15 protein-coding genes are annotated in these 20184 nt (G+C 43.1%); 10 read left to right on the top strand and 5 right to left on the bottom strand.

All coding sequences use genetic code 11. The features are described 5' to 3' along the window. Position 1 precedes the first annotated feature (1 nt). The 10 genes from ACL9RF_RS06375 to ACL9RF_RS06330 all read left to right on the top strand — a co-directional run bounded on the left by ACL9RF_RS06375 (position 2) and on the right by ACL9RF_RS06330 (position 13211). A complete protein-coding gene (locus tag ACL9RF_RS06375) occupies positions 2-1030 on the top strand; it encodes a glycoside hydrolase family 18 (protein ID WP_422799766.1) in 1029 nt (342 codons plus the stop codon). 5 nt (positions 1031-1035) lie between these two features. Next, positions 1036-2181, top strand: coding sequence for a DUF1735 and LamG domain-containing protein (locus ACL9RF_RS06370; protein WP_422799765.1), 1146 nt, complete (start codon positions 1036-1038; stop codon positions 2179-2181). A 31-nt stretch (positions 2182-2212) separates the two neighbouring features. Then, positions 2213-3634: a BT_3987 domain-containing protein gene (locus ACL9RF_RS06365; protein WP_422799764.1), complete on the top strand. Its 1422-nt coding sequence runs from the start codon at positions 2213-2215 to the stop codon at positions 3632-3634. 193 nt (positions 3635-3827) lie between these two features. Beyond that, positions 3828-4577, top strand: a complete 750-nt coding sequence (locus ACL9RF_RS06360; protein ID WP_422799763.1) for an SDR family NAD(P)-dependent oxidoreductase — start codon at positions 3828-3830, stop codon at positions 4575-4577. A gap of 138 nt (positions 4578-4715) precedes the next feature. Beyond that, on the top strand, positions 4716-5288 hold the full coding sequence (locus ACL9RF_RS06355; protein ID WP_422799762.1) for a TlpA family protein disulfide reductase: 573 nt from the start codon (positions 4716-4718) through the stop codon (positions 5286-5288). Between the two features lie 209 nt (positions 5289-5497). After that, a complete protein-coding gene (locus ACL9RF_RS06350) occupies positions 5498-6607 on the top strand; it encodes a sensor histidine kinase (protein WP_422799761.1) in 1110 nt (369 codons plus the stop codon). Next, a complete protein-coding gene (locus tag ACL9RF_RS06345) occupies positions 6604-7368 on the top strand; it encodes a LytR/AlgR family response regulator transcription factor (RefSeq protein ID WP_422799760.1) in 765 nt (254 codons plus the stop codon). The genes ACL9RF_RS06350 and ACL9RF_RS06345 overlap by 4 nt, the downstream gene beginning before the upstream one ends. Before the next feature lie 124 nt (positions 7369-7492). Then, positions 7493-8614, top strand: coding sequence for an efflux RND transporter periplasmic adaptor subunit (locus tag ACL9RF_RS06340; protein ID WP_422799759.1), 1122 nt, complete (start codon positions 7493-7495; stop codon positions 8612-8614). Positions 8615-8644: 30 nt separating this feature from the next. Continuing rightward, positions 8645-11812: an efflux RND transporter permease subunit gene (locus tag ACL9RF_RS06335; RefSeq protein ID WP_422799758.1), complete on the top strand. Its 3168-nt coding sequence runs from the start codon at positions 8645-8647 to the stop codon at positions 11810-11812. Next, a complete protein-coding gene (locus tag ACL9RF_RS06330) occupies positions 11802-13211 on the top strand; it encodes an efflux transporter outer membrane subunit (RefSeq protein ID WP_422799757.1) in 1410 nt (469 codons plus the stop codon). The genes ACL9RF_RS06335 and ACL9RF_RS06330 overlap by 11 nt, the downstream gene beginning before the upstream one ends. Positions 13212-13298: 87 nt before the next feature. Here ACL9RF_RS06330 and ACL9RF_RS06325 read toward each other — a convergent pair whose 3' ends face one another. The 5 genes from ACL9RF_RS06325 to ACL9RF_RS06305 form a co-directional block, all read right to left on the bottom strand. Beyond that, entirely contained in the window at positions 13299-14417 is a 1119-nt protein-coding gene (locus ACL9RF_RS06325) for a PepSY-associated TM helix domain-containing protein (RefSeq protein ID WP_422799756.1), read from the bottom strand. A gap of 93 nt (positions 14418-14510) precedes the next feature. Beyond that, positions 14511-15713: a hypothetical protein gene (locus ACL9RF_RS06320; protein WP_422799755.1), complete on the bottom strand. Its 1203-nt coding sequence runs from the start codon at positions 15711-15713 to the stop codon at positions 14511-14513. Positions 15714-15758: 45 nt separating this feature from the next. Continuing rightward, a complete protein-coding gene (locus tag ACL9RF_RS06315) occupies positions 15759-18152 on the bottom strand; it encodes a TonB-dependent receptor (RefSeq protein ID WP_422799754.1) in 2394 nt (797 codons plus the stop codon). A gap of 79 nt (positions 18153-18231) precedes the next feature. Continuing rightward, positions 18232-19455, bottom strand: coding sequence for a hypothetical protein (locus ACL9RF_RS06310; protein WP_422799753.1), 1224 nt, complete (start codon positions 19453-19455; stop codon positions 18232-18234). 12 nt (positions 19456-19467) lie between these two features. After that, positions 19468-20145 carry a hypothetical protein gene (locus tag ACL9RF_RS06305; protein WP_422799752.1) on the bottom strand — a complete coding sequence of 226 codons (678 nt, stop codon included), beginning with the start codon at positions 20143-20145 and terminating at the stop codon, positions 19468-19470. Positions 20146-20184 lie beyond the last annotated feature (39 nt).

Raw genomic sequence — 20184 nt, 5'->3', positions numbered from 1 at the left:
TATGAAATTTCAAGCTTTAAATATAAAGAGATATATGCTGGTCCTGCTATGCGGCGGACTGTTGCTAAATGGTGCTGCCTGTAAAAAATGGACAGAGCCTAAGCCATTAGATATCGCCAGTCCGGATCTGGAGCAACAAAATCCTGAAATATATGGCAAGTATCTAGAAGATCTTAGGGCCTTCAAAAATAACCCCCATAAAATAAATTTAGGTTGGTTTAACAACAGCAAAAAAAATCCGACAAGTCAAGGCGATCATTTTGCTGTGGTGCCCGATAGTCTGGATTATCTGGTGCTGGAGTCGCCGTTAGCCTTGGTAGACCGCGAGGTTGAAGCCATGCAGGCGCTACTTGAAAAGAAGCAAACTAAGGTGCTTTTCGAAATTGATTTCAATACAATTAAAAGCAGCTATTTAATGCAGGATACTTTGGATATTCCTTTTGCTAGTTTCTTGAAGGATACGGTAACGGCAATATTATCGGCGACAGCAAAATATCCGTATCAGGGTTTGGTGGTATCCTATAACGGAAAAGATGTGAATCATTTATCGGAGGATGAGACGAAGCAAGTGCAGGCAGAGGAAGACCTTTTCTTTGATTTGATAAAACCTGCACACAGCACCTACGCGGGTAAAACCCTGGCATTTAAGGGTACTCCACAGTATTTGTTTCGCAAGGATATGCTGACAGATTATGCGTTTATAATTCTCCCTACCGATGCGGTGCTCGATTTGGGTGGCTTAAGTTATGCTGTTTTATCAGCCAGCGTAGCGCAGGTGCCGACGCATAGATTTGTTGTTTTAGCGAGTATGACATCCTACAAAGCAGATGAAGCCAAGTTAGGCTACTTCGCGAATGGGGCACGTGCCGCTCTGGCTACGGCACAATGGGCAGCAGCAGTGCAGCAGGGGATAAAAATCCACGGTGTAGGGTATAAAAATCTTTCTTACGACTATTACAATGTACTGAAAAGCTATCAGTACAGTAGGGAAGCAATACAAATTATTAATCCGGCAATGAAACAAAAATAAGCGCTATGAGAAAGCAATATTTTTATTCCTTAGGGGTTGTGTTATGCCTTTTAACCCTCCTGATATCCTGTAAAAACGACGAGTCTTTTACAAATAAATTGTTTATTTCTACAGGTAAAATCGAACGTATTATCAATAAGCCATCGAACGTTACGGCCGAATATACCTTAAAGGTTGCCATGGCTAATCTGGAAAGCCAACCGGTTACGGTAGGTCTTAACGCCGACCCATCGAAGGTTTCGGCATACACGGAAATTTATAAAGAACAAGCCGAAGTTTTGCCCGCTACGTATTACCATATTTCCAATACTACGGCCGAAATAAGTCCAGGCTCGGTAGAGTCGGCACCGGTTACGGTAACCTTTGACCAGATTAATACCTTGGATCGCGAAAAAGTATTCGTGTTGCCTATATCCTTGTCAAAAGGTAGTCTGGACATTTTAGCTAGTCAGCAAACGGTGTTTTATGTTGTCAAAGGGGGGGCGCTGATTGATGTTGTTGCCGATATGGAGGATAATTACCTGCATATCGACCAATGGAAAACAGCTGCTCCTGTTAATAATTTAGAGCAGCTAACATTAGAGGCCCTTATTCGGGTGCGCAATTTCGACCGTATGATCAGCACCGTAATGGGTATTGAAAATCAATTTTTAATCCGTTTGGGGGATGCCAACTTTCCTCCGAATCAGATTCAGGTGGCGACATCGGCTGGAAATATGCCCGGTGCGGATGCCGCATTGAAGGGCTTGCCAGCAAATAAATGGATTCACGTGGCTGTAACATTCAATAATCAGACCCGCAAAATCCGCATTTATGTCGATGGTAAGTTGCAGTCGGAAGGCAATAGTAACCTGTCGCGGGTAAGTTTTGGTGTCAATGGGAGTAATGGTTTCTACATCGGTAGGTCTTATGCCGACGACCGTTTCCTTGCTGGCGAATTTGCGGAATGTAGAATTTGGAATATTGAACGTTCAGCAGAAGAGATTGCCGCGAATCCATATGAGGTAAGCCCTACGTCGGAGGGTTTGGTGGCTTACTGGAAATGTAATGAGGGCGTTGGCAGTGTGGTCAAAGATTATACCGCTAATGGCAATGATTTAACGGCGAAAAAAGCGATTAAGTGGAATGCTGTTTCGCTTCCTGCAAAGTAATAGGTTGTTTTTTAAAAGATAGGATATGCATATGAAATATTTAACAAAGAAATATAGCCTACGGGCTTTGGGACTGGCTGTTGGTCTCTTGATGTTTTCTTTACATGGCTGTAAAGATCATGCCATACAGGTGAAAACTATCGATGAATCGAACTATGGAGTGAGTAATGAATCAATTGGTTTTCTGGCCGGAGCGGATGGCAAGCTTGATCTTTCGAATATGGAATTCCGTAAGGAGGGTAGTTATGATGTGCTGCTACAGCTTTCAAAACCCAATTCACAAGGGGTAAAAGGTGCTGTAATTTATAACAAGGATATTCTGCAGGCGTATAACAGTAAAAATGGAACCACCTTTAAGGCTTTCCCAAAGACTTTGGTAAGCTTCTCTGGCAATGGGCAGGTGGAGGTGAAGGCACATGCTGTGGCTTCTGATCCGGTAAAGGTGTCGGTGAAAACGAGCCCCGAGATTGATGGTAAAGAGACTTATGTTATTCCATTGAGTACAACCCTGACATCGGGGGCTGTACCTTCCTCTTCTACCGACCTCTTGCTTTTTGTCAATGATTTATCGTCGGTGCCTTCTACGGCAAAAAGTACAGGTATTCAGATTGTTAGTTGCATGGAGGTTAACGACACAAATCCATTGAATAACTTGAGTTTGAAGCTTAAAAATAGTGATAAATATTTGGTGGATATGGTGATTTTGTTCTCTTCTAATATTAACTATGATGCCGCGACGGCCAAAGTGAAGGTGACGCATAACCCGAATGTTACGCATTTGTTGGCCAATAGCGCCAAGTACCTTAAGCCTTTGCAGGATAAGGGGATGAAGGTGATTTTAAGTATTCTTGGTAACCACGACCGCGCTGGGGTGGCCAATCTTTCTGATGCTGCAGCTAAGGCTTTTGCACAGGAACTAAAAGCGGTATGTGAGGCTTACAATTTAGATGGGGTATTCTTTGATGATGAGTATTCGGCCTATCAGAATCCTGTTCCTCCAGGTTTTGTGTCGCCCTCTTACCGGGCTGCGGCGCGGTTGGTGTATGAGACTAAAATGGCAATGCCTAATAAATTGACCATGGTTTATGTGTACTCCCGTACGGGCCATTTTGGTGGTAATAATGCTATTGCTGAGGCGGAGGCCGGACAGTATGTGGATTATGCTCTACACGATTATGGCGGTGGATATGATTTATCATCCAATTACCCTGGATTACCGAAATCGCGCTGGGGAATGTATTCGGGTGAGTATAGTTTAAACCGGTACCCTTCCGTTAGCAGCTTAAATGCTTTACGCAATGGTAACTATGGGGCTCACATGATTTTTGCCTTTGACCCTAAGCGCCCTAATTTTGATTCGCGCCAGAAGCCGGCATTACAGAATTTGGCCAAAATCCTTTTTGATGATGATCTGCTGCTGGATGAAAGCCAGGTTTATAGTAAAGATTGGTAGTATAAAAATTTTACATGTTGTTGTTTATTGGTTGGTTAGGCTGTCATTTTTCGGAATGGCAGCCTTTTTTGCTGTTGATGTTTGCATGCATGGGCTTATCTATGAATTGACCTTAGCCCGACAAACGGCATCTTGCTTTTCCCTATATTTATGCATGTTTATATACATGTAAATAACTAAAAACAATAATGTTATGGGATTATTAGACAATAAAGTTGCATTTGTTACTGGCGCAGGTTCAGGAATTGGAAAAGCTATTGCCATTCAGTATGCGGTTGAAGGTGCTAAAGTGGTCGTGTCGGATATCAATGAGGCGCAGGGTAATGCTGTGGTGAATGAAATTGACGCCTTAGGTGGGGATGCTATTTTTGTTAAGGCAAATGCTAGCGTAGCAGAAGATATTGAGCATTTGGTCGGTAAAACCGTGGATACCTATGGCCGGTTGGATATTGCATGTAATAATGCAGGGGTAACAGGTACCATGGCTAAAACGGCTGATCTCCGTATTGAGGACTGGCATAAGGCTTTAGATATTAACCTGCATGGCGTTTTTTATGGTGTTAAGTATGCCATCAATCAGATGCTGAAAAATGATGGCGGCGTAATTGTGAATATGGGCTCCATACATAGTATTACGGCGGTACCTAATAGTATTGCCTATGCAGCGAGTAAACATGCCGTGTTGGGTATAACCCGAAATGTTGCCGTAGAATATGGCACCTCAAATATTCGCTGCCATGCGGTGGGCCCCGGATATATTGATACCCCTTTATTGGCAAATTTAAGTGCGGAAGCGAAACAGGGTTTAATTGCTAAGCACCCTATTGGGCGTTTAGGTACAGCCGAAGAGGTCGCGAATCTGGTGGTATACCTTAGCTCGGAAAAATCCTCTTTTATGACGGGGGGCTATTATGCTATCGATGGTGGTTATACTGCAATCTAGTGCACTACAGGTTTTACACTTTATAGTATATAGGCTTTAGGTATTTATAGCCTATATGCTTTTATCGCTACAATATTCAACATATCTTAAAAGATTTTAATATCTTCGGGGTTAAATGCTAACTTAAATATAGGTATTATGAGGATTAATCTCTTACTAGTCGGTGCTACCGTATTTGCGCTGTCGACGATGGGCTGTACAAATACGGGAACTAAGACGGAGACAAAAGAGCCAACAGAAACAGCAGATACAGCGGTTGAAGACGCCCTGCAGGATACGGTATCGGTAGTTAATCCGACAGCTGATGTATCGTTTAAAGATGGTGCCGGGAAGCAACTTAAATTAAGTGAACTCAAAGGCAAGGTAGTTTTTGTTAATTTTTGGGCTACTTGGTGTCCGCCTTGTATTGAGGAGTTACCTTCGATTGCAAAATTGAGTAAACATTTTGCAAATAATGAAGATATCGCCTTTCTCCTCGTTGATGTTGATGGCGAGTATGATCAGTCTGCTGATTTTCTTAAAACACGCAATATTAAGTTAGCAAACTATATTCCCGATAGTGTTATACCGAGTAGTTTTTTAGAAAATGCTATTCCGAGTACGGTTATTATAGATAAGAAAGGCAAACTGGTGCAACGGTTTCAGGGGGCACGCGATTACGACAACCCTGATATGATTAAAGCCATAGAGTCGCTTGTACAGGAAAACTAAAAAGCGATATTTAAATAATTACACCAATACTAAAAAGGTATAGCTCTAGACAGGGCTGTGCCTTTTTTCATGGCTATATTATCCACTTTCATTTTAGATTTTTGTTGTTTCATGCGTTTTCGTGTAGGCGATTCGAATGCTTATCTTTAGCTTTACAAGTTTAATAACTTGGAAGGGGTATCGCAGGATACCCAAATTGTAACAACGCTATGGGCAACAGTGCAAAGAAAATACCATTTAACCGCAAATTTATATCGGCTACAAAGCGTAGGGTCATGCTTTGGTTGGTGGCTTTATTTTTCTTTTACCTATTTTCTTACCTGGTAGACCCTTTTCATCCCATGTGGAAAAGCTATTTTCATGAGCCTTTCGGAAGAGCACTAGAGGATTTTTTGTGGACCTTCGGCTTTAGTATTGTTATCTCCGAACTGTGCATCTTTATCAATAGCGAACTAGACAAGCCCTTGCCGTGGATTTCGGCGCTACGCAAACGACTTATTGTGCAAACGATACTGCAGGTACTGGGCTCGGTATTGCTGATGCTGTTTGTCAATATATTTGTGATGGTTGTTTACGAAGATTTTCCGGGCACAAATTATTATAGCCAATTGACTTGGCTGGCTCAGTGTATGGCGGCAACAATTGCAGTATCGCTGTTGTTGAGCGTAATAAATACCGGAGAACTATTATTAAACAAGTGGAAGCAGAGTACCATACAGGCTGCGCAGCAGCAGGTGAAGGTCTCTGAGCTTAAGCAGAGCGCTATGGCTGCCGAGCTGCAGGCGCTGAAGCTGCAGATCGATCCGCATTTTATCTTTAATAACCTTAGTGTTTTGTCTGAGGTGATATTGGAAGACCAACAAAGTGGTTATGAGTATGCTGAAAGCCTGGCTAGGGTGTACCGCTACCTGCTGGTAAATTCCAAAAAAGATCTTATAGGCTTAGAGGAGGAGCTCAAGTTTTTGGATGCTTATATTTTTATGATTAAAAAGCGTCTCGGTGATGGTGTTCATTTTGATTTGCAGATTAAGGAGGACTGGAAGAGTAAGCTTATCCCACCCATGACGTTACAGTTTTTGGTGGAAAATGCTATAAAGCATAACCAAACCTCGAAAAGTATGCCCCTGGAGATTCGTATTTCCTGTTTGCCTACCGGCGAACTTTTGGTGTCTAATACGTTAAAACCTTTGTTAAATAAAATAGAATCGTCGGGTGTCGGTATGCTAAATATTAAATACCGATTTGAGCTTCTGGGCGCACCCAAACCTACAATCGAATGTTCGTTAACGGAATTTAAGGTTAAACTTCCTTTATTATGAAAATTTCTACCCTGTTAATTATTGAAGATGAGAAGCCTAATGCAGACCGCTTAAAGCGTTTACTGAAACAGATACGTCCGCAGCTGCAAATTGTGGGCGTGGAAGACTCCATCTACTCCGCTGTCGAGTGGTTGCGCAGCCATGCACATCCTGATATTATTATGATGGATGTACGTCTGTCGGATGGGTTAAGTTTTGAGATCTTTAACTGGATAGCGGTAGAATCACCGATTATTTTTACGACAGCGTACGATGAGTATGCCGTTAAGGCCTTTAAATTTAATAGCATAGATTACTTGTTAAAACCCATCGAGGAGGAGGAGCTGGAGGCTGCTTTTGAGCGCTATGAATCGTTGTTGCCGGGCGAACCTGCTGTGCAGACTAATGTGCAGGAGCTATTAGCCTTTATGCAGCCGCAGGTTTATCGGAAGCGCTTTCTTATTCCATTCCGTGATGGTTATAAAAATCTGCTTATTGAGGATATTGTGTACTTCTATTCTGAAAATGGTTTAAGCCATGCACGCCTGGCCGACGGAAATACCGAGATTGTGCCTCAAACGTTGGAAGAGCTTGAAAAGCAACTCGATCCATCGCTGTACTTTCGTGCGAACAGACAGTTTATTATACATATAGATGCCATCCGACAGGTGCTTAATTATTTTAATGGTAAACTGAAGCTGGAACTTAAAATAACACCACACCTGGAGCTTATTGTAAGCCGTGAGAAAGCGCCGAATTTAAAAATGTGGTTGGATTTTTAAGCCCTGTAAACTTCATATTTACAATCCTACGTTTCATATTGAATTCTATCAATTTCACTTTTTTTTTCAAATCAAAAGCACTTTTTATGTAGTTATTTTGCTGCTATAAATAATATTATAAACTATGCAGAATAAGTTTTGGACAAGAATGTTTGTATTTACCGTACTCGCAATCACTGTGGCATGCGGTTCAGAAAGTAACACCGATGGGGGCACTGCACAGGCCTTGGAAACTGACTTTGTTGCGCTTGAGGAGGGTGATGCGCAGACCTATGTGGGGTATCCTGCGCGGGTGGAGGGTACGGATAATGTAGAAATCAAAGCTCAGGTATCGGGTTACTTGCAAGAGGTGTTGGTAAAAGAGGGTCAGTTTGTTCAGAAGGGACAGCTGCTGTTTAAAATTAACCCTGCCATTTTTGAAGAGCAGGTAAACACCAACCAGGCTGCTCTAAAAACTGCTCTTGCAAATCAAGCTAATGCTTTACTGGAGGTGGAAAAGATAAGGCCTTTGGTAGAAGGGGGCGTGGTTTCCGACTTACAGCTTCGTACAGCACAGGCGGCCTACGATGCGGCCTCGGCGCAGGTGGCGCAAGCGCGTGCCGCTGTCGGCTCTTCGCGTTTAAATGCTGATTTTACGCATATCAAAGCCCCAGTTAGTGGTTTTATTGGCCGCATACCGAATCGGATCGGAAATTTGGTAACCCCAGCAGATGTTGTTCCACTGACAAACCTTTCGGATATCACGCGGATTAACGCGTATTTCGCGATGAACGAGGCCGAGTTTATAACCTATCAACGTGCCGGAATGGATACGACGCATGTGTTGAATAGCGTGGAGTTTATTTTGGCTGATGGTTCTACTTACCCTATAACTGGGACTTTAGAAAATGCATCTGGAATTATGGAGCGTAATCTAGGTAGTATGGCGATGAAGGCGGTGTTCGCCAATCCTGATAAACTTATACGTGCAGGTGCTACAGGAAAGGTACGGTTAAACTATACCTTACACCATGTACTTACCATCCCGAAAACTGCTGTTAAGGATATTCAGGATATGCTTTTTGTGTTTAAGCTGACGGATGGAGGTGTGGTAAACATGGTGCCAATCCGCATTTCTGGAGGTAATGCCACGCAATATTTCGTGTCGTCAGGCTTGCGTGCGGGGGATAAAATCGCGATTAATAGAATGGATGTGCTTACCGAGAATATGCCTGTAAAAGCAACAATCGCTGCTGCAGGAAAGTAATATTTTGCCCTAAATAATAGCTGAAAATTCATGTTAAAGAAAATTATAGATAGGCCAGTTATGGCTACGGTAATCTCTGTGGTTATCGTTATCCTGGGGATTATCGGGTTAATGGAGCTTCCGGTAACGCGCTTTCCGGATATTTCGCCACCTACGATTATGGTGAGCGGCACTTACCCCGGAGGAAATAGTGAGACCGTAATCCGTTCTGTTGTTACGCCATTGGAGGAGCAGATAAATGGGGTTGAAGATATGGAGTACATCCGATCTACGGCGAGTAATGACGGTACATTCTCTATTTACATCATATTTAAGCAGGGGGTAAACGCCGATCAAGCGGCTGTAAATGTGCAAAATAGGGTGCAGCAGGCTACCCCAATATTGCCACAGGAGGTGTTGCGCTTGGGCTTAACAACCTCCAAACAGCAGAATAGCATGATTATGCTCTTCAATCTGTATACCGATGATAATGAAAAGTATGACGAGAAATTTCTGCAAAACTATGCCAATATTAATCTTATACCCCAGATAAAACGCGTTAAGGGTGTAGGGCAGGCCATGGTTTTTGGAGTGAAGGATTATTCGATGCGGATATGGTTGAACCCGCAAAAGATGGCCAACTATGGTTTGGTGCCGGCTGATATTTCCAATGTGTTGAGCGATCAGAGTTTGGAGTCTGCACCTGGAAAACTCGGCGAGGAGTCTACTGCGGCCTTGGAGTATGTGATCCGTTATAAGGGGAAGAAAAATAAACCCGAAGAGTTTGAAAGTATGATCGTGAAAAATGATGGTACAAATATTATACGGTTGAAAGATGTAGCACGTTTGGAATTTGGTTCCATATACTACAGTAGCGATAATTTCTCGAACAGTAGAAATGCGGTGACCATTGGTATTTTGCAAACGTCGGGTTCGAACGCTAATGCAATTGAAATTGGCGTAGACCATGCTATTGAGTCTTTAAGGTCTTCGTTTCCTCCGGGGATACATTTTTCGAAGGTTATCAGTACCAAGGAGCGTTTAGATGAGGCTATTGGTCAGGTGAAAATGACTTTATTGGAAGCCTTCTTGTTGGTGTTTGTGGTTGTTTTTATCTTTTTACAGGATTTTAAATCTACCTTAATTCCGGCTATCGCTGTTCCTGTATCTATTGTAGGTACGTTTTTCTTCCTGTTGTTGTTGGGCTTTACCATCAATGTGTTAACACTTTTTGCCTTAGTTCTAGCCATAGGTATTGTCGTCGATGATGCTATAGTTGTGGTCGAGGCGGTACACAGTAAGTTGGAGGGGTCTACATTAACGGCACGCGAGGCCACACGGCAGGCGATGACTGAGATAACAGGGGCCGTTATTTCTATTACTTTGGTGATGTCGGCGGTATTTATTCCGATTGGATTTATGTCGGGTTCTGCAGGGATATTCTATAAGCAGTTTGCCTATACGCTGGCTATTGCTATTATAATTTCGGCCGTAAATGCGCTAACCCTAACACCGGCATTATGTGCTGTATTGTTGAAAAACCACCATCACGGGAAGGCGGGTAGCAGCAAAAGGCTTGGCTTTGGCAAACGCTTTGCCCTTGCCTTTAATGCGGCATTTGGTCGTATGACGGATCGCTATGTGTCTGGACTGGCTTTTATGGTGAAGCGTAAGTGGTTTACTGCGGGTTTTATTGTCGCTATTATCGCAGGTGCACTGTGGTTGCTGAATAGCACACCGAAGAGTTTTGTGCCGATGGAAGACGACAACTTATTTGCCTATTCTTTGGCTATGCCTCCAGGAACGGGATTAACCGTAACCAGCGAGGTGGCGACACGTATTAACACGATATTGGCGGAGTTTGATGCGGTAGAGGATAACACTTCTTTTACGGGCTACAATCTCTTGGGCAATAGTACAACAGCGTCGTATGCTGCGGGTTTTGTGAAATTGAAACCTAAAGCGGAGCGGGGCGAGATAAAGGATATCGATGCGTTGGTGGCCGCTATTGATGCCAAACTTGCTACCATAAAGGAGGGAAGTATTATGACCTTTAGAATGCCTCCAGTAGAGGGGTATGGTTTAACCAATGAAGCGGAGATTGTTCTTCAGGATAGAATGGGTAGAGATCCACAGGCGCTGAAGGCTAAAGCGGATGAGGTTATAGCGCAGTTGTTGCAATTGCCTGAGGTGGCCTCGGCTTATACCATGTTTCGCGCCGATTATCCGCAGCTGGAACTTGAGGTGGATGAGGATAAAGCGAAGCTGCTAGGCGTTAATGTATCCGATGTTTTAATGACCATTCAGACGTATATGTCGGGCGACCAAACGCATAACTTCTCGCGTTTTGGTAAGTTTTATCGCGTAAATATTAAGGCTGATGGTATCTATAGAATGGACGAACAGGCTTTTAACGATATTTTTGTGCGCAGCACGACCGGCGATATGATCCCGGTTAATACGCTGGTGACTTTAAGTAAAGTGTATGGACCAGAAACGGTAAACCGCTATAACTTGTACAATGCGTTGAATATCAATGTGAGCCCAAAGCCGGGGGTTAGTAACGGTCAATTGATGGCTATTATGGAGGGTGTTTTGGATAAATTGCCGTCGGACTATAGCTATGAATGGACTGGTTTGAGTTTGGAGGAGCGCTCTTCGGGAAACCAAACGCTAGTCATACTTGGCCTTTGTTTGCTGTTTGTATATTTATTATTGTCGGCGCAGTACGAGAGTTATATGCTACCATTGGCGGTTTTGCTTTCTATTCCTACCGGTGTGGTGGGTGCCTATTTGGGTATTAGAAGTATTGGCCTAGACAATAATATTTATGTGCAAGTGGGCTTAATTATGCTGATAGGATTGCTGGCCAAAAATGCCATCTTAATTGTGGAGTTTGCCGTTCAGCGTCGTCAACAGGGCTTACCAATAGTAGAGGCTGCCTTTGAGGGCGCGAAAGCCCGCCTTCGTCCTATTATTATGACCTCACTGGCCTTTATTGCGGGCATGATACCGCTGATGTTGTCTGCTGGAGGTATGGCTACGGGAAATAAATCCATTTCCGTTAGTGCCGCCATGGGGATGTTGAGTGGTGTGGTTTTGGGGGTCTTTATTATCCCATTGTTATACATCTTGTTTCAATATTTGGAGGAAACATGGTTTGGAAAAAAATCTGAAAATGTAGTGCATGTAACGAAAGGAACAGAAAATGAAAACTAGGTTATTGGGGTTGCTGTGGATGGCTGCTGCCGTGCTAGCAGCAGCATGCTCGGTGTCGAGCAAATATGTACGTACAGAGTTGAAGGTGCCAGAGGTTTACCGTGAGGCGCTGCCGCTTACGGGCGACTCGCTACAGTTGTCGTACAAGAATTTTTTTACCGATCCGCATTTATTGGCTTTAATAGATAGCGCATTGGCACAAAATCTGGACGTTGGCCGTGCCTTGAAAACTATGGAGCAACTGGACTTGATGTTTAAGGAGGCCAAGCATAGTTTAATGCCTACGGTAGATTTAAATATGGGGGCAAACCGCAATTGGGTGTCTAAGCGTAGTTTAAATGGCTCCTTAACAGAGCAGTTTACGGGCAATCCGTACCTGGACGATTATAATATTGCTTTACAGATTTCCTGGGAAGCGGATATATGGGGGAAAGCTAAGCTGCAGAAGGATGTGGCCCTGCACGATTATTTTTCGCAGCGTGAAAATTTGGTAGCCCTGAAAACACGTATTGTGGCGCAGGTAGCTCAGGCTTACTATAACCTGCTGGGTTTAGACCAGCAGCTGCGTATTACACAGGAAAACATAGCCCTTAGCCGTCATACGGTGCAGCTGTTAAGGTTGCAGTTTACCTCGGGGCAGGTCAATGCCTTGGCGGTGCAGCAGGCGGAGGCGCAGCTTAAAACGGCCGAGCTGCTGCTGCCTTTAACGCAGCAGCAGATCAGTGTGCAGGAAAATGCCTTAACTATTTTAATGGGCGATTATCCGAAGGCGATAACACGTAGTACAGCGATGGTCTATGCCTTAGGAATGGATACATTTTCCCGCGGTGTGCCAGCAGATCTGCTCAGTCGTAGAGCCGACCTTAAAGCAGCAGAATATGCGGTTATCAGCTTAAATGCTAAAACTGGCCTTGCGAAGATAGCGATGTATCCAGCGCTAAGTATTACGCCGCAGCTGGGCTTAAATTCGTATACCTTTAATCATTGGTTCGACCTGCCGGGGTCGCTGACCAAAACCTTAGCGGCAAATTTAACCCAGCCTATCCTGCAGAAGCGCCGCCTAAAAACGGCCTACCAATCGGCGTTATTGGATCAGGAAAAAGCTGCCTTAAATTTTAAGCAGGTATTTTTACAAGCGGTGGCTGAGGTGTCAGATGCCTTGGCAAAGAGTAAGGGTGCGGAGGAGCGACTGAAGCTTGTACAGGCACGTACGGAAAGTCTGGATCAGTCTACAATTGATGCTATTAAATTATTTAAAAGTGGTATGGCTACGTATCTGGAGGTTATTGTGGCGCAGAGTAATAAGCTGCAGAATGATTTGGAATATCAAGGCATCGTATTAGACAAATTGAATGCCGAGTTGGAGCTTTATAGAGCTCTGGGTGGAGGTATAGATTAAATCAGCCGCGCGATTACGAAAACGGGTAAGAAAAAGAAGGTGTATGATACAATGCACCTTCTTTTTTTTTGGAGGTTATTTAAGGGTTTATTTTTTCTTCTTTTTTCTTTTCTTGCCCCACCAAATGTAAAACCCCGTTATGGGTAAGCTAGCACAAATCAAACTGGCCGAGAAGTACAGGATCTTCGTCGGCATACCGCCAATAAATCCCGTATGTAAGGCATAGTTAGATCTTGCTATCCATTCGGCTGTATTGGTATCCTTAATCGACTTTTGTGTCCGTGGCAACAGGGCCAAACTATTACGGTCGAAGCTTAAGTCGCGCCAACGCCCGTTGTGCATATCTGTGCAGGCATAAACGGTTTCTTCATCCGGCTCGGGGTAGTGAATAATAATCGCTTCCGTGTTGAACTGCGCAATTTCATGGCGCACCTTATACCATATCTTATCCGCCGTAAGAAGGGCATCCTGTAGGATAGGATCGGGAGCATCGGCAGGTTTAAGCACCTTTTCAATTTTAGGGCGTGGCGGTATGCCACCACTAAGCCACATCACCGATTTGCGCATCCAGGGGAATGCCATAATCAATCCGGTAAGCGCCATCAGCAGCGCTAAGGTTAGCGAATAGAAACCAAGGACATTATGCAGGTCGTAATTAATTCTTTTTAAGGAGGCTTTCCAGTTTAGTGTAAAGCTTTGTTTTACCATGCGTTTGTTCCATTTTTTTGGCCACCACATAATAATCCCTGAAACGGTGACTATAAAAAATACAAGTGTTCCCCAGCCGACCACCTGTCGGCCTACCTTACGCGGCATCCATAAGCGGCGATGCCCTTCATCCATAAAATGGAAGATATCATCGTGATCTACGGCAGCCAATACCTCACCAGAATAAGGGTTTACATACAAGATGCTATCAAAATCTTCCAATCCTGCTTTCACAGATTTGTCAAGGCCATAGTACCACACACTCTCCACTTCCTTATCCGGATAGACGGCCTTGATTTTTTTATACAATTCAGAAGGGGGCAGCTGCTTATCGGCAGATTGCTCTTCCACATGAATATAGTTGTATACAAGCGCCTTAAAGTCGTGCTCAAAAACGAGAACACAACCCGTTACCGAAAGAATAATAACAATAATACCCGATACCAAACCTAACCATAGGTGCAACCAGGCATTAATTTTTAAAAAGAATTTTTTCATTTTTACGGTTTATACAAAGTAGCATCAGGCCGTAAGTGATAGCCGCCCGCAGTAAAGGCAACCACTACTTACGGCCTGATGGCTGTGGTACTATTATTTATTTAGGTTAAATAAGATAGGGGTATCATTATCGCCGCCTAAAACCTTAGCACCCTTGGTAAGTTTATCCGTCGCCGGATCGTATTCCCAAATATAAATAGCATCTGCTTTCGGGTCATTTACAGCAATATAAGCCTTGCCATTATGCAGTACGGCAGATCTAGAGTTTGATACCAATGGAAAGTCCAGTTTTTTCACTACCTTCTGTGTGGTAACATCAACGATCAGGTACTCCCACATCGCCGCATACCACCAATCGTCGAACACTTTAACATTGTTCGCCACATCATGGGCAGATATTAATAAGGCCTTGCCATGACCAAGGTACGTAACACCAAGCTGATTGTCGCCGGCGCGTAATGCCGAAACATTAAAGAAATAGTTTTTATCCAGGCTATATTCACCATCCTTAATACGGAAAAATCCCGTAGGCATATTCGGCTTGTTACCGCCTAACACCGGCATAGTATAGGTCTGCAAGTACGTATAGCCATTTTCTTTAAACTGACCAAAGTAACCATTACGCGTAGGCCCTATAGGATTAGAACGTAAGTCTTTGCCCGTAATCGCGAAGTTTTTAAACCCAGGGTAGTCAACAACTGCCGTGTAGGTAGTATCGTAGGTAACTTTTGTCACTTGATTGTATAAGCTATAGCCGAGCACGATTTTGTTGCCCTGTGGTACCATAGCATACAAACGGATGTTATGGTCTTTAGGGATATTTTTGCCGGTTTCAAATGTTCCTGATCCAGTAATTACCATTTTGTCGATATCCACCACCGTATACTCGTTGCTACCACGTGGACCAAAAGCGAGTTCACTATCGCTAAGCCAAGTATGCCAGCCTAAATAGAGGTTTGACAGGGTAGACAAAGGAATAACACTTACGGTTTTAATAAGCCCATTGTCGGCTACATACTTACCGAATTTCTTAGCCGTAGGATCCAGGTGGTAGAAATACTTACCCTTCTGGATTCGATTTTCCTCCCAGGTAAAAATATTAGTTACATCTGTACCTTTTCCTACCGGACTGATGGTGCCATTCATAAGGTCTTGAATGCCAACCATAAAGGTGCCTTCTTTTGTGCTATAAGAGATCATAAAGTTAGGGTCCTCTTTCACTGGCCCCGTAGTGCTGTCGTCCGACGATTTCGAGCAGGAGGCCGTACATATAGCCCCGATTGCTAATGTTGCCATTAGACTTTTTCTTACTGTTTTATACATGCTATTGTTATTAATTAATTAATTAGAAGTCAATACGTAACGTAGTTTTATGGATACAGACCTACCCGGTTTTTGAAGTTTAAACATATCGTAGGTAATCTGATTGCTCAAGTTTCTGCCATCCAGTGTAATGTTGTATTTGTTCCCAGCAAAGGAATAGGTTAGCGCAACGTTATGCGAATACTGGGCAGGAATATAATCTTTAGTACCTTTTTCGGCGAGTTTTGACCAGGTGGTGGAGTAGCTATTTACATACTGTAGGTAATAGTTAATGCGCATATGGCTGTCTTTTCGTCCCCAGGGGTTGTGTATCCCCGTGCTAATATCAAAGTTTCCATACAGCCAAGGCTCATTTGAAGTACGATTTTTATAGGTTATTTTCACCCTATCCGTACCTTTTTCATATTTCTCCCTATCGGTAGCGTTATAATAACTTAAGTTGAAAACCGAACGTATTAAACCTCCCTTATACGTATAGCGGGCTTCAAAATCGGCGCCCTGCACTTTAATACCTCCCTGGTTGTACGCCCTTCTACGTGGGCCTTCCGTAGTTTCAAACTGCCGGTTTAAGATATAATCCTTGGCATTACGGTAGAAAACGCCCATATCCATATTAAAGCGATGATCTTCCTTTCCAAATGCGGTATAAAAATTAAGGTTGTAGTTATCGCTGTTCACCGGTTTCAATTCCGGTGCTGCAACCACAGAAAGGCCATCGCCAAATAACTCCGTAAAATCGGGTAAGCGGTACGCATGTTCATAAGAAACCTTGACGCCGAAATTTGGCGTAAACGCATAATTCGATGCCGCGCCGTAGCCCAGGTAGCTCTTCGTCGCATTACTGGCTGCAGCAGATTTCTCTTGTACCTTACCGATAATGGTATAGTGTTTTACAAAGAAGGTATTATTCAAACGTCGCTTTAAAAAGAACTGTTGGTAGTTCAAGCCCTTAATATGCTGTTGAATGCGGTTGGTTTTAAAGAAGAAATCATTATAAGGGTCAATTTCATTATACTGCTTGCGCTGGTTGCTGCTCAGGTTATAATTGAAATTTACCAGGTGGTGGGTATGTATTACATAATTTAAATTCCCCTGCAAAAAATAATTGTCAAATTTCTGGTGGGCGATAGATTTACGTGCCGAAAGCTCCCCTGCATTGGGAAAATAATCGTCGGTATGCGTACCCAACCAAGTATAGGTCGTATACGAACTGGTATCGATAATCCGAGTTTTGCTGTTCGCCATATTCCCGTATGCAGAAAGGGAAAGGCCATCGATCCACAAGCGGTCCTTACGGTAGCGGAAATTCGGTGTGAAACCCGAGGTATTACTTTCCACTTTCCCCAACACCTGCTCTTGGTGGGCACCCGTTTGAATCTGTTTATCCACCCGGCTGTAGGTAAGTCCGACGACGGCAATATCAGCCCATTTTTTGCCATCTACGCCCAATTCCAGCTGCGTCATATACGACTTATAATCGTCGTGAAAGCGGCGTGCTGAGGCAATGGTATCAAATTTAGTCTTCTGCGGTACAGTAATATAGATGGCAGCATCGGGATTGCTGCGCATTAAATAATTGTTGTTCGAAAAATTATAATACGCATTTAAGTTGACACGGATTCCAGTTTTAGCATCCTTATATCCCGTACTAAGAGCCGATCTATGGGTATTAAAGGACCCATAGCTATAACTCGCATCGACAAATTTAGCCTTATCTTTTTGGGTAACAATATTTACGGCACCCCCTAAGGCATCCGAGCCCAAATAAGCCGGTACCACACCCTTGTACACCTCAATGCGCTCAGCGATATTTACCGGTATATTGTTGAGCGTCATGCCGCTGCCGAGCGACTCCATCGGGATACCATCGAGGAAAAATTTAATGTTATTACCCGAAAGGCCATTTAAAGAAAAATTGTAATTCGATCCTAAGCCCCCTTGCTCGCGGATGTTGACGCCACTGGATCGGTTTAATACCTGATTGATATCCGAATTTGTGTTGGCAAAGTCCTTCGTTTCAATAACGTTAACATTGAAACCCGTTTCTTTAATTTTTTTTGCCTTAGATTTTCCCTCCACATAAACCTGATCGATGTTTTTTTGCGCTTCCACTAATATAAAGTCTAGTGTTATCGCACTACTGGTATTCCGCTGAATCGTCTTCTGTTGGGTAATATACCCCATATGCGAAACAATAACGGTTACATCTTGCTGCGGTAACGTTTTTAGGCGGTACGCGCCAGTGGTATTTGTCTGTGTGCTTTTATTAAGCTCTTTAAGGGTAATTTTCGCCCCCGGTAAAGGCGTATTGCTTTGGTTTTTTACTACTCCATGTAATTCTATCTCCTGACCGTAAACCAAACTTAGGGTTAATAAGAATAGAAATCCTAGCCTACATCTTAAATCAAACATCTTTATTTAGATTAATTATATATAAAGAAGTTGCTTATATATCCTTAATCCGAAGGTCGGGAATGAAATAAAATGAAAATTATTTTAAATAGTCCATCCGCAGAAGGTAATCTGTTGATTTATTGATAGAAAGGATTTCAGTTATTTTTTCGTCCGCCAGCGAATATTGCCAAATACGGTGTTTATCGTCGCTGTCATCGATAGAAATATAAACCATATTGTTATGAACCAATACATTTTCCTTCCGGGTACCTTTATCCAAGGGGAGCGCAAGTTTATGCAGCTTTCCCGAATGCAGGTCCAGCACAAAATACTCAAACTGAAAGGTAGAATGGTGGTTAGCGAAATCTGTAAATTTGTCCTTTTGTTCGCTTCGTATTAGGGCCTTATTATTTCCGATATACCAAAAACCATAGGCATGGTTATGAATAGCCTTTGATATATTAACCATATAATTCGTATCGACGTTAATGGCATTTTTCGGCTTACGGAAAATGGCGGTAGGCTGATGCAGGTTGTTGCCAAGTGCAATACCCGGGCAGCTCATAAAATACAAGTCTCCATTTTCGGTATCGGCACTGTAGGTCTGTACCGTATTTATACCACCGGGATAGGTAGAACGGCTGTCTTTTTGTAGGTTGTTAACCTGTAAGGTTTTGAAATCCAGGTTAATGTAATAACTAGTGTCCTGGGTGCTATAATCATTCATATTTAAATAATTACCAAAGGAATACGCTAGCCATAAGGCATTATTCTGTACCGCTACAAGACCAATATTCAAGCGATTAAATACCGTATCGGTATTCGGTATAGGTAATAAAGTCTGTCGGATAAGTTTGAAGTTTTTGGCGTCAATTTCAAACAGGCTACAGGTCTTTTTGCTGTTTCGCTCTACCGTAAATACCAATAAAGTGTCTGTATTATTTTTCCAATGAAACTGCTCTATATATCTATTGTCGAGCTGTATGGTATCGAGGGCCTGCAGTTTTTGCGCTTTTAAGTCAATATGATACCGAATAAACTGACTACTACGGTAATCAACATGATAAAAATAGCCAGCTTTCTGAATATACTCCCGGTCAAAGAATGCTGGAATCTGAATTTCCAGAAGCGCAGTTTGCGGATATAGGCTGTCGGTAATAAACATCCTATTCATTCCATCTTTGTCTAATGTAAAAATGGCATATTGCGGAGCAGCCGCAGGCACCTTATCTCTTTGCGAACAGGCCCCCAAAAGTATAAGGAACAACAGCAACACATAAGATTGCCAAACAAAGGTAATTTTGGGTAGGAAAGGTCGCATAAAAGGCAAAAACTAGGTTAGGTGAAACTGTTTTCGGATTTGTTGCTGAATAGGCGGTGGCAGGAAGTTGATTTCCCGTTTGCGGAGGATAATAAGCCTGTTGTTTTGAGGATCCTCCGAGACATAGTAAACTTCGCCTTCATTAAAATGCAGCGATGTCTTTGTTTTGGCATCGTAAAAGGTAAGTTTCCGTTTAGGTTTTAACATAATATCACCACGAAGGGCTAAAGTACCCGTTTGAAAATCCAACCGTGCCGAGCTATTGCCACCCAGTGCAAGATCGAAAGATGCTTTATTAAACCACTGTAAAGTAGGCTGCGTATTATGGGCTTGAAAATTTGCCGTTTCACGATTCCGCTGATAGTAAAACAGCGCCAGGGCAGCAGCAAGCGTTAGCGCAATACAAGCAGCGGCAGCCCCTTTTTGGGTAAACCATGCCCACGGCGACGACCAAGAACGTTGTTTACTGTGGCCGCCAGAAATATCCTTAATTGGAGTTTCAGCATCCAGCTCTTTAACCAAGGCAGACCAAATTTCAGGTTCTACATGGTCAAACTCATGCCTGGGTGCCTCCAAAGTATTCCAATCGTCATTATCTAGCCAGGCCTGTACAACAGCAAGTTCCTGATCGGTACACTGACCGAGCTCATACTTTTGAAGTAATTCTTTGCTGATGTTGTTTTCTGCCATATTTACAATAATACGAAATATCTGCCTTTATTGGCGATT

The sequence above is a fragment of the Sphingobacterium sp. Mn56C genome, from assembly GCF_049319645.1.
In the GTDB taxonomy this organism is placed as follows: domain Bacteria; phylum Bacteroidota; class Bacteroidia; order Sphingobacteriales; family Sphingobacteriaceae; genus Sphingobacterium.
The sequence above is the reverse complement of the archived record's forward strand: the minus strand, read 5'-3'. Positions and strand labels throughout refer to the sequence as shown.

Excerpts from the sequence above, each read along its gene's own strand:
- ACL9RF_RS06330 (WP_422799757.1), top strand. The coding sequence starts at position 11,802 with ATGAAAACTAGGTTATTGGGGTTGCTGTGGATGGCTGCTGCCGTGCTA.
- ACL9RF_RS06365 (WP_422799764.1), top strand. The coding sequence starts at position 2,213 with ATGAAATATTTAACAAAGAAATATAGCCTACGGGCTTTGGGACTGGCT.
- ACL9RF_RS06350 (WP_422799761.1), top strand. The coding sequence starts at position 5,498 with ATGGGCAACAGTGCAAAGAAAATACCATTTAACCGCAAATTTATATCG.
- ACL9RF_RS06310 (WP_422799753.1), bottom strand. The coding sequence starts at position 19,455 with ATGCGACCTTTCCTACCCAAAATTACCTTTGTTTGGCAATCTTATGTG.
- ACL9RF_RS06305 (WP_422799752.1), bottom strand. The coding sequence starts at position 20,145 with ATGGCAGAAAACAACATCAGCAAAGAATTACTTCAAAAGTATGAGCTC.
- ACL9RF_RS06345 (WP_422799760.1), top strand. The coding sequence starts at position 6,604 with ATGAAAATTTCTACCCTGTTAATTATTGAAGATGAGAAGCCTAATGCA.
- ACL9RF_RS06335 (WP_422799758.1), top strand. The coding sequence starts at position 8,645 with ATGTTAAAGAAAATTATAGATAGGCCAGTTATGGCTACGGTAATCTCT.
- ACL9RF_RS06370 (WP_422799765.1), top strand. The coding sequence starts at position 1,036 with ATGAGAAAGCAATATTTTTATTCCTTAGGGGTTGTGTTATGCCTTTTA.
- ACL9RF_RS06360 (WP_422799763.1), top strand. The coding sequence starts at position 3,828 with ATGGGATTATTAGACAATAAAGTTGCATTTGTTACTGGCGCAGGTTCA.
- ACL9RF_RS06355 (WP_422799762.1), top strand. The coding sequence starts at position 4,716 with ATGAGGATTAATCTCTTACTAGTCGGTGCTACCGTATTTGCGCTGTCG.
- ACL9RF_RS06325 (WP_422799756.1), bottom strand. The coding sequence starts at position 14,417 with ATGAAAAAATTCTTTTTAAAAATTAATGCCTGGTTGCACCTATGGTTA.
- ACL9RF_RS06315 (WP_422799754.1), bottom strand. The coding sequence starts at position 18,152 with ATGTTTGATTTAAGATGTAGGCTAGGATTTCTATTCTTATTAACCCTA.
- ACL9RF_RS06320 (WP_422799755.1), bottom strand. The coding sequence starts at position 15,713 with ATGGCAACATTAGCAATCGGGGCTATATGTACGGCCTCCTGCTCGAAA.
- ACL9RF_RS06340 (WP_422799759.1), top strand. The coding sequence starts at position 7,493 with ATGCAGAATAAGTTTTGGACAAGAATGTTTGTATTTACCGTACTCGCA.
- ACL9RF_RS06375 (WP_422799766.1), top strand. The coding sequence starts at position 2 with ATGAAATTTCAAGCTTTAAATATAAAGAGATATATGCTGGTCCTGCTA.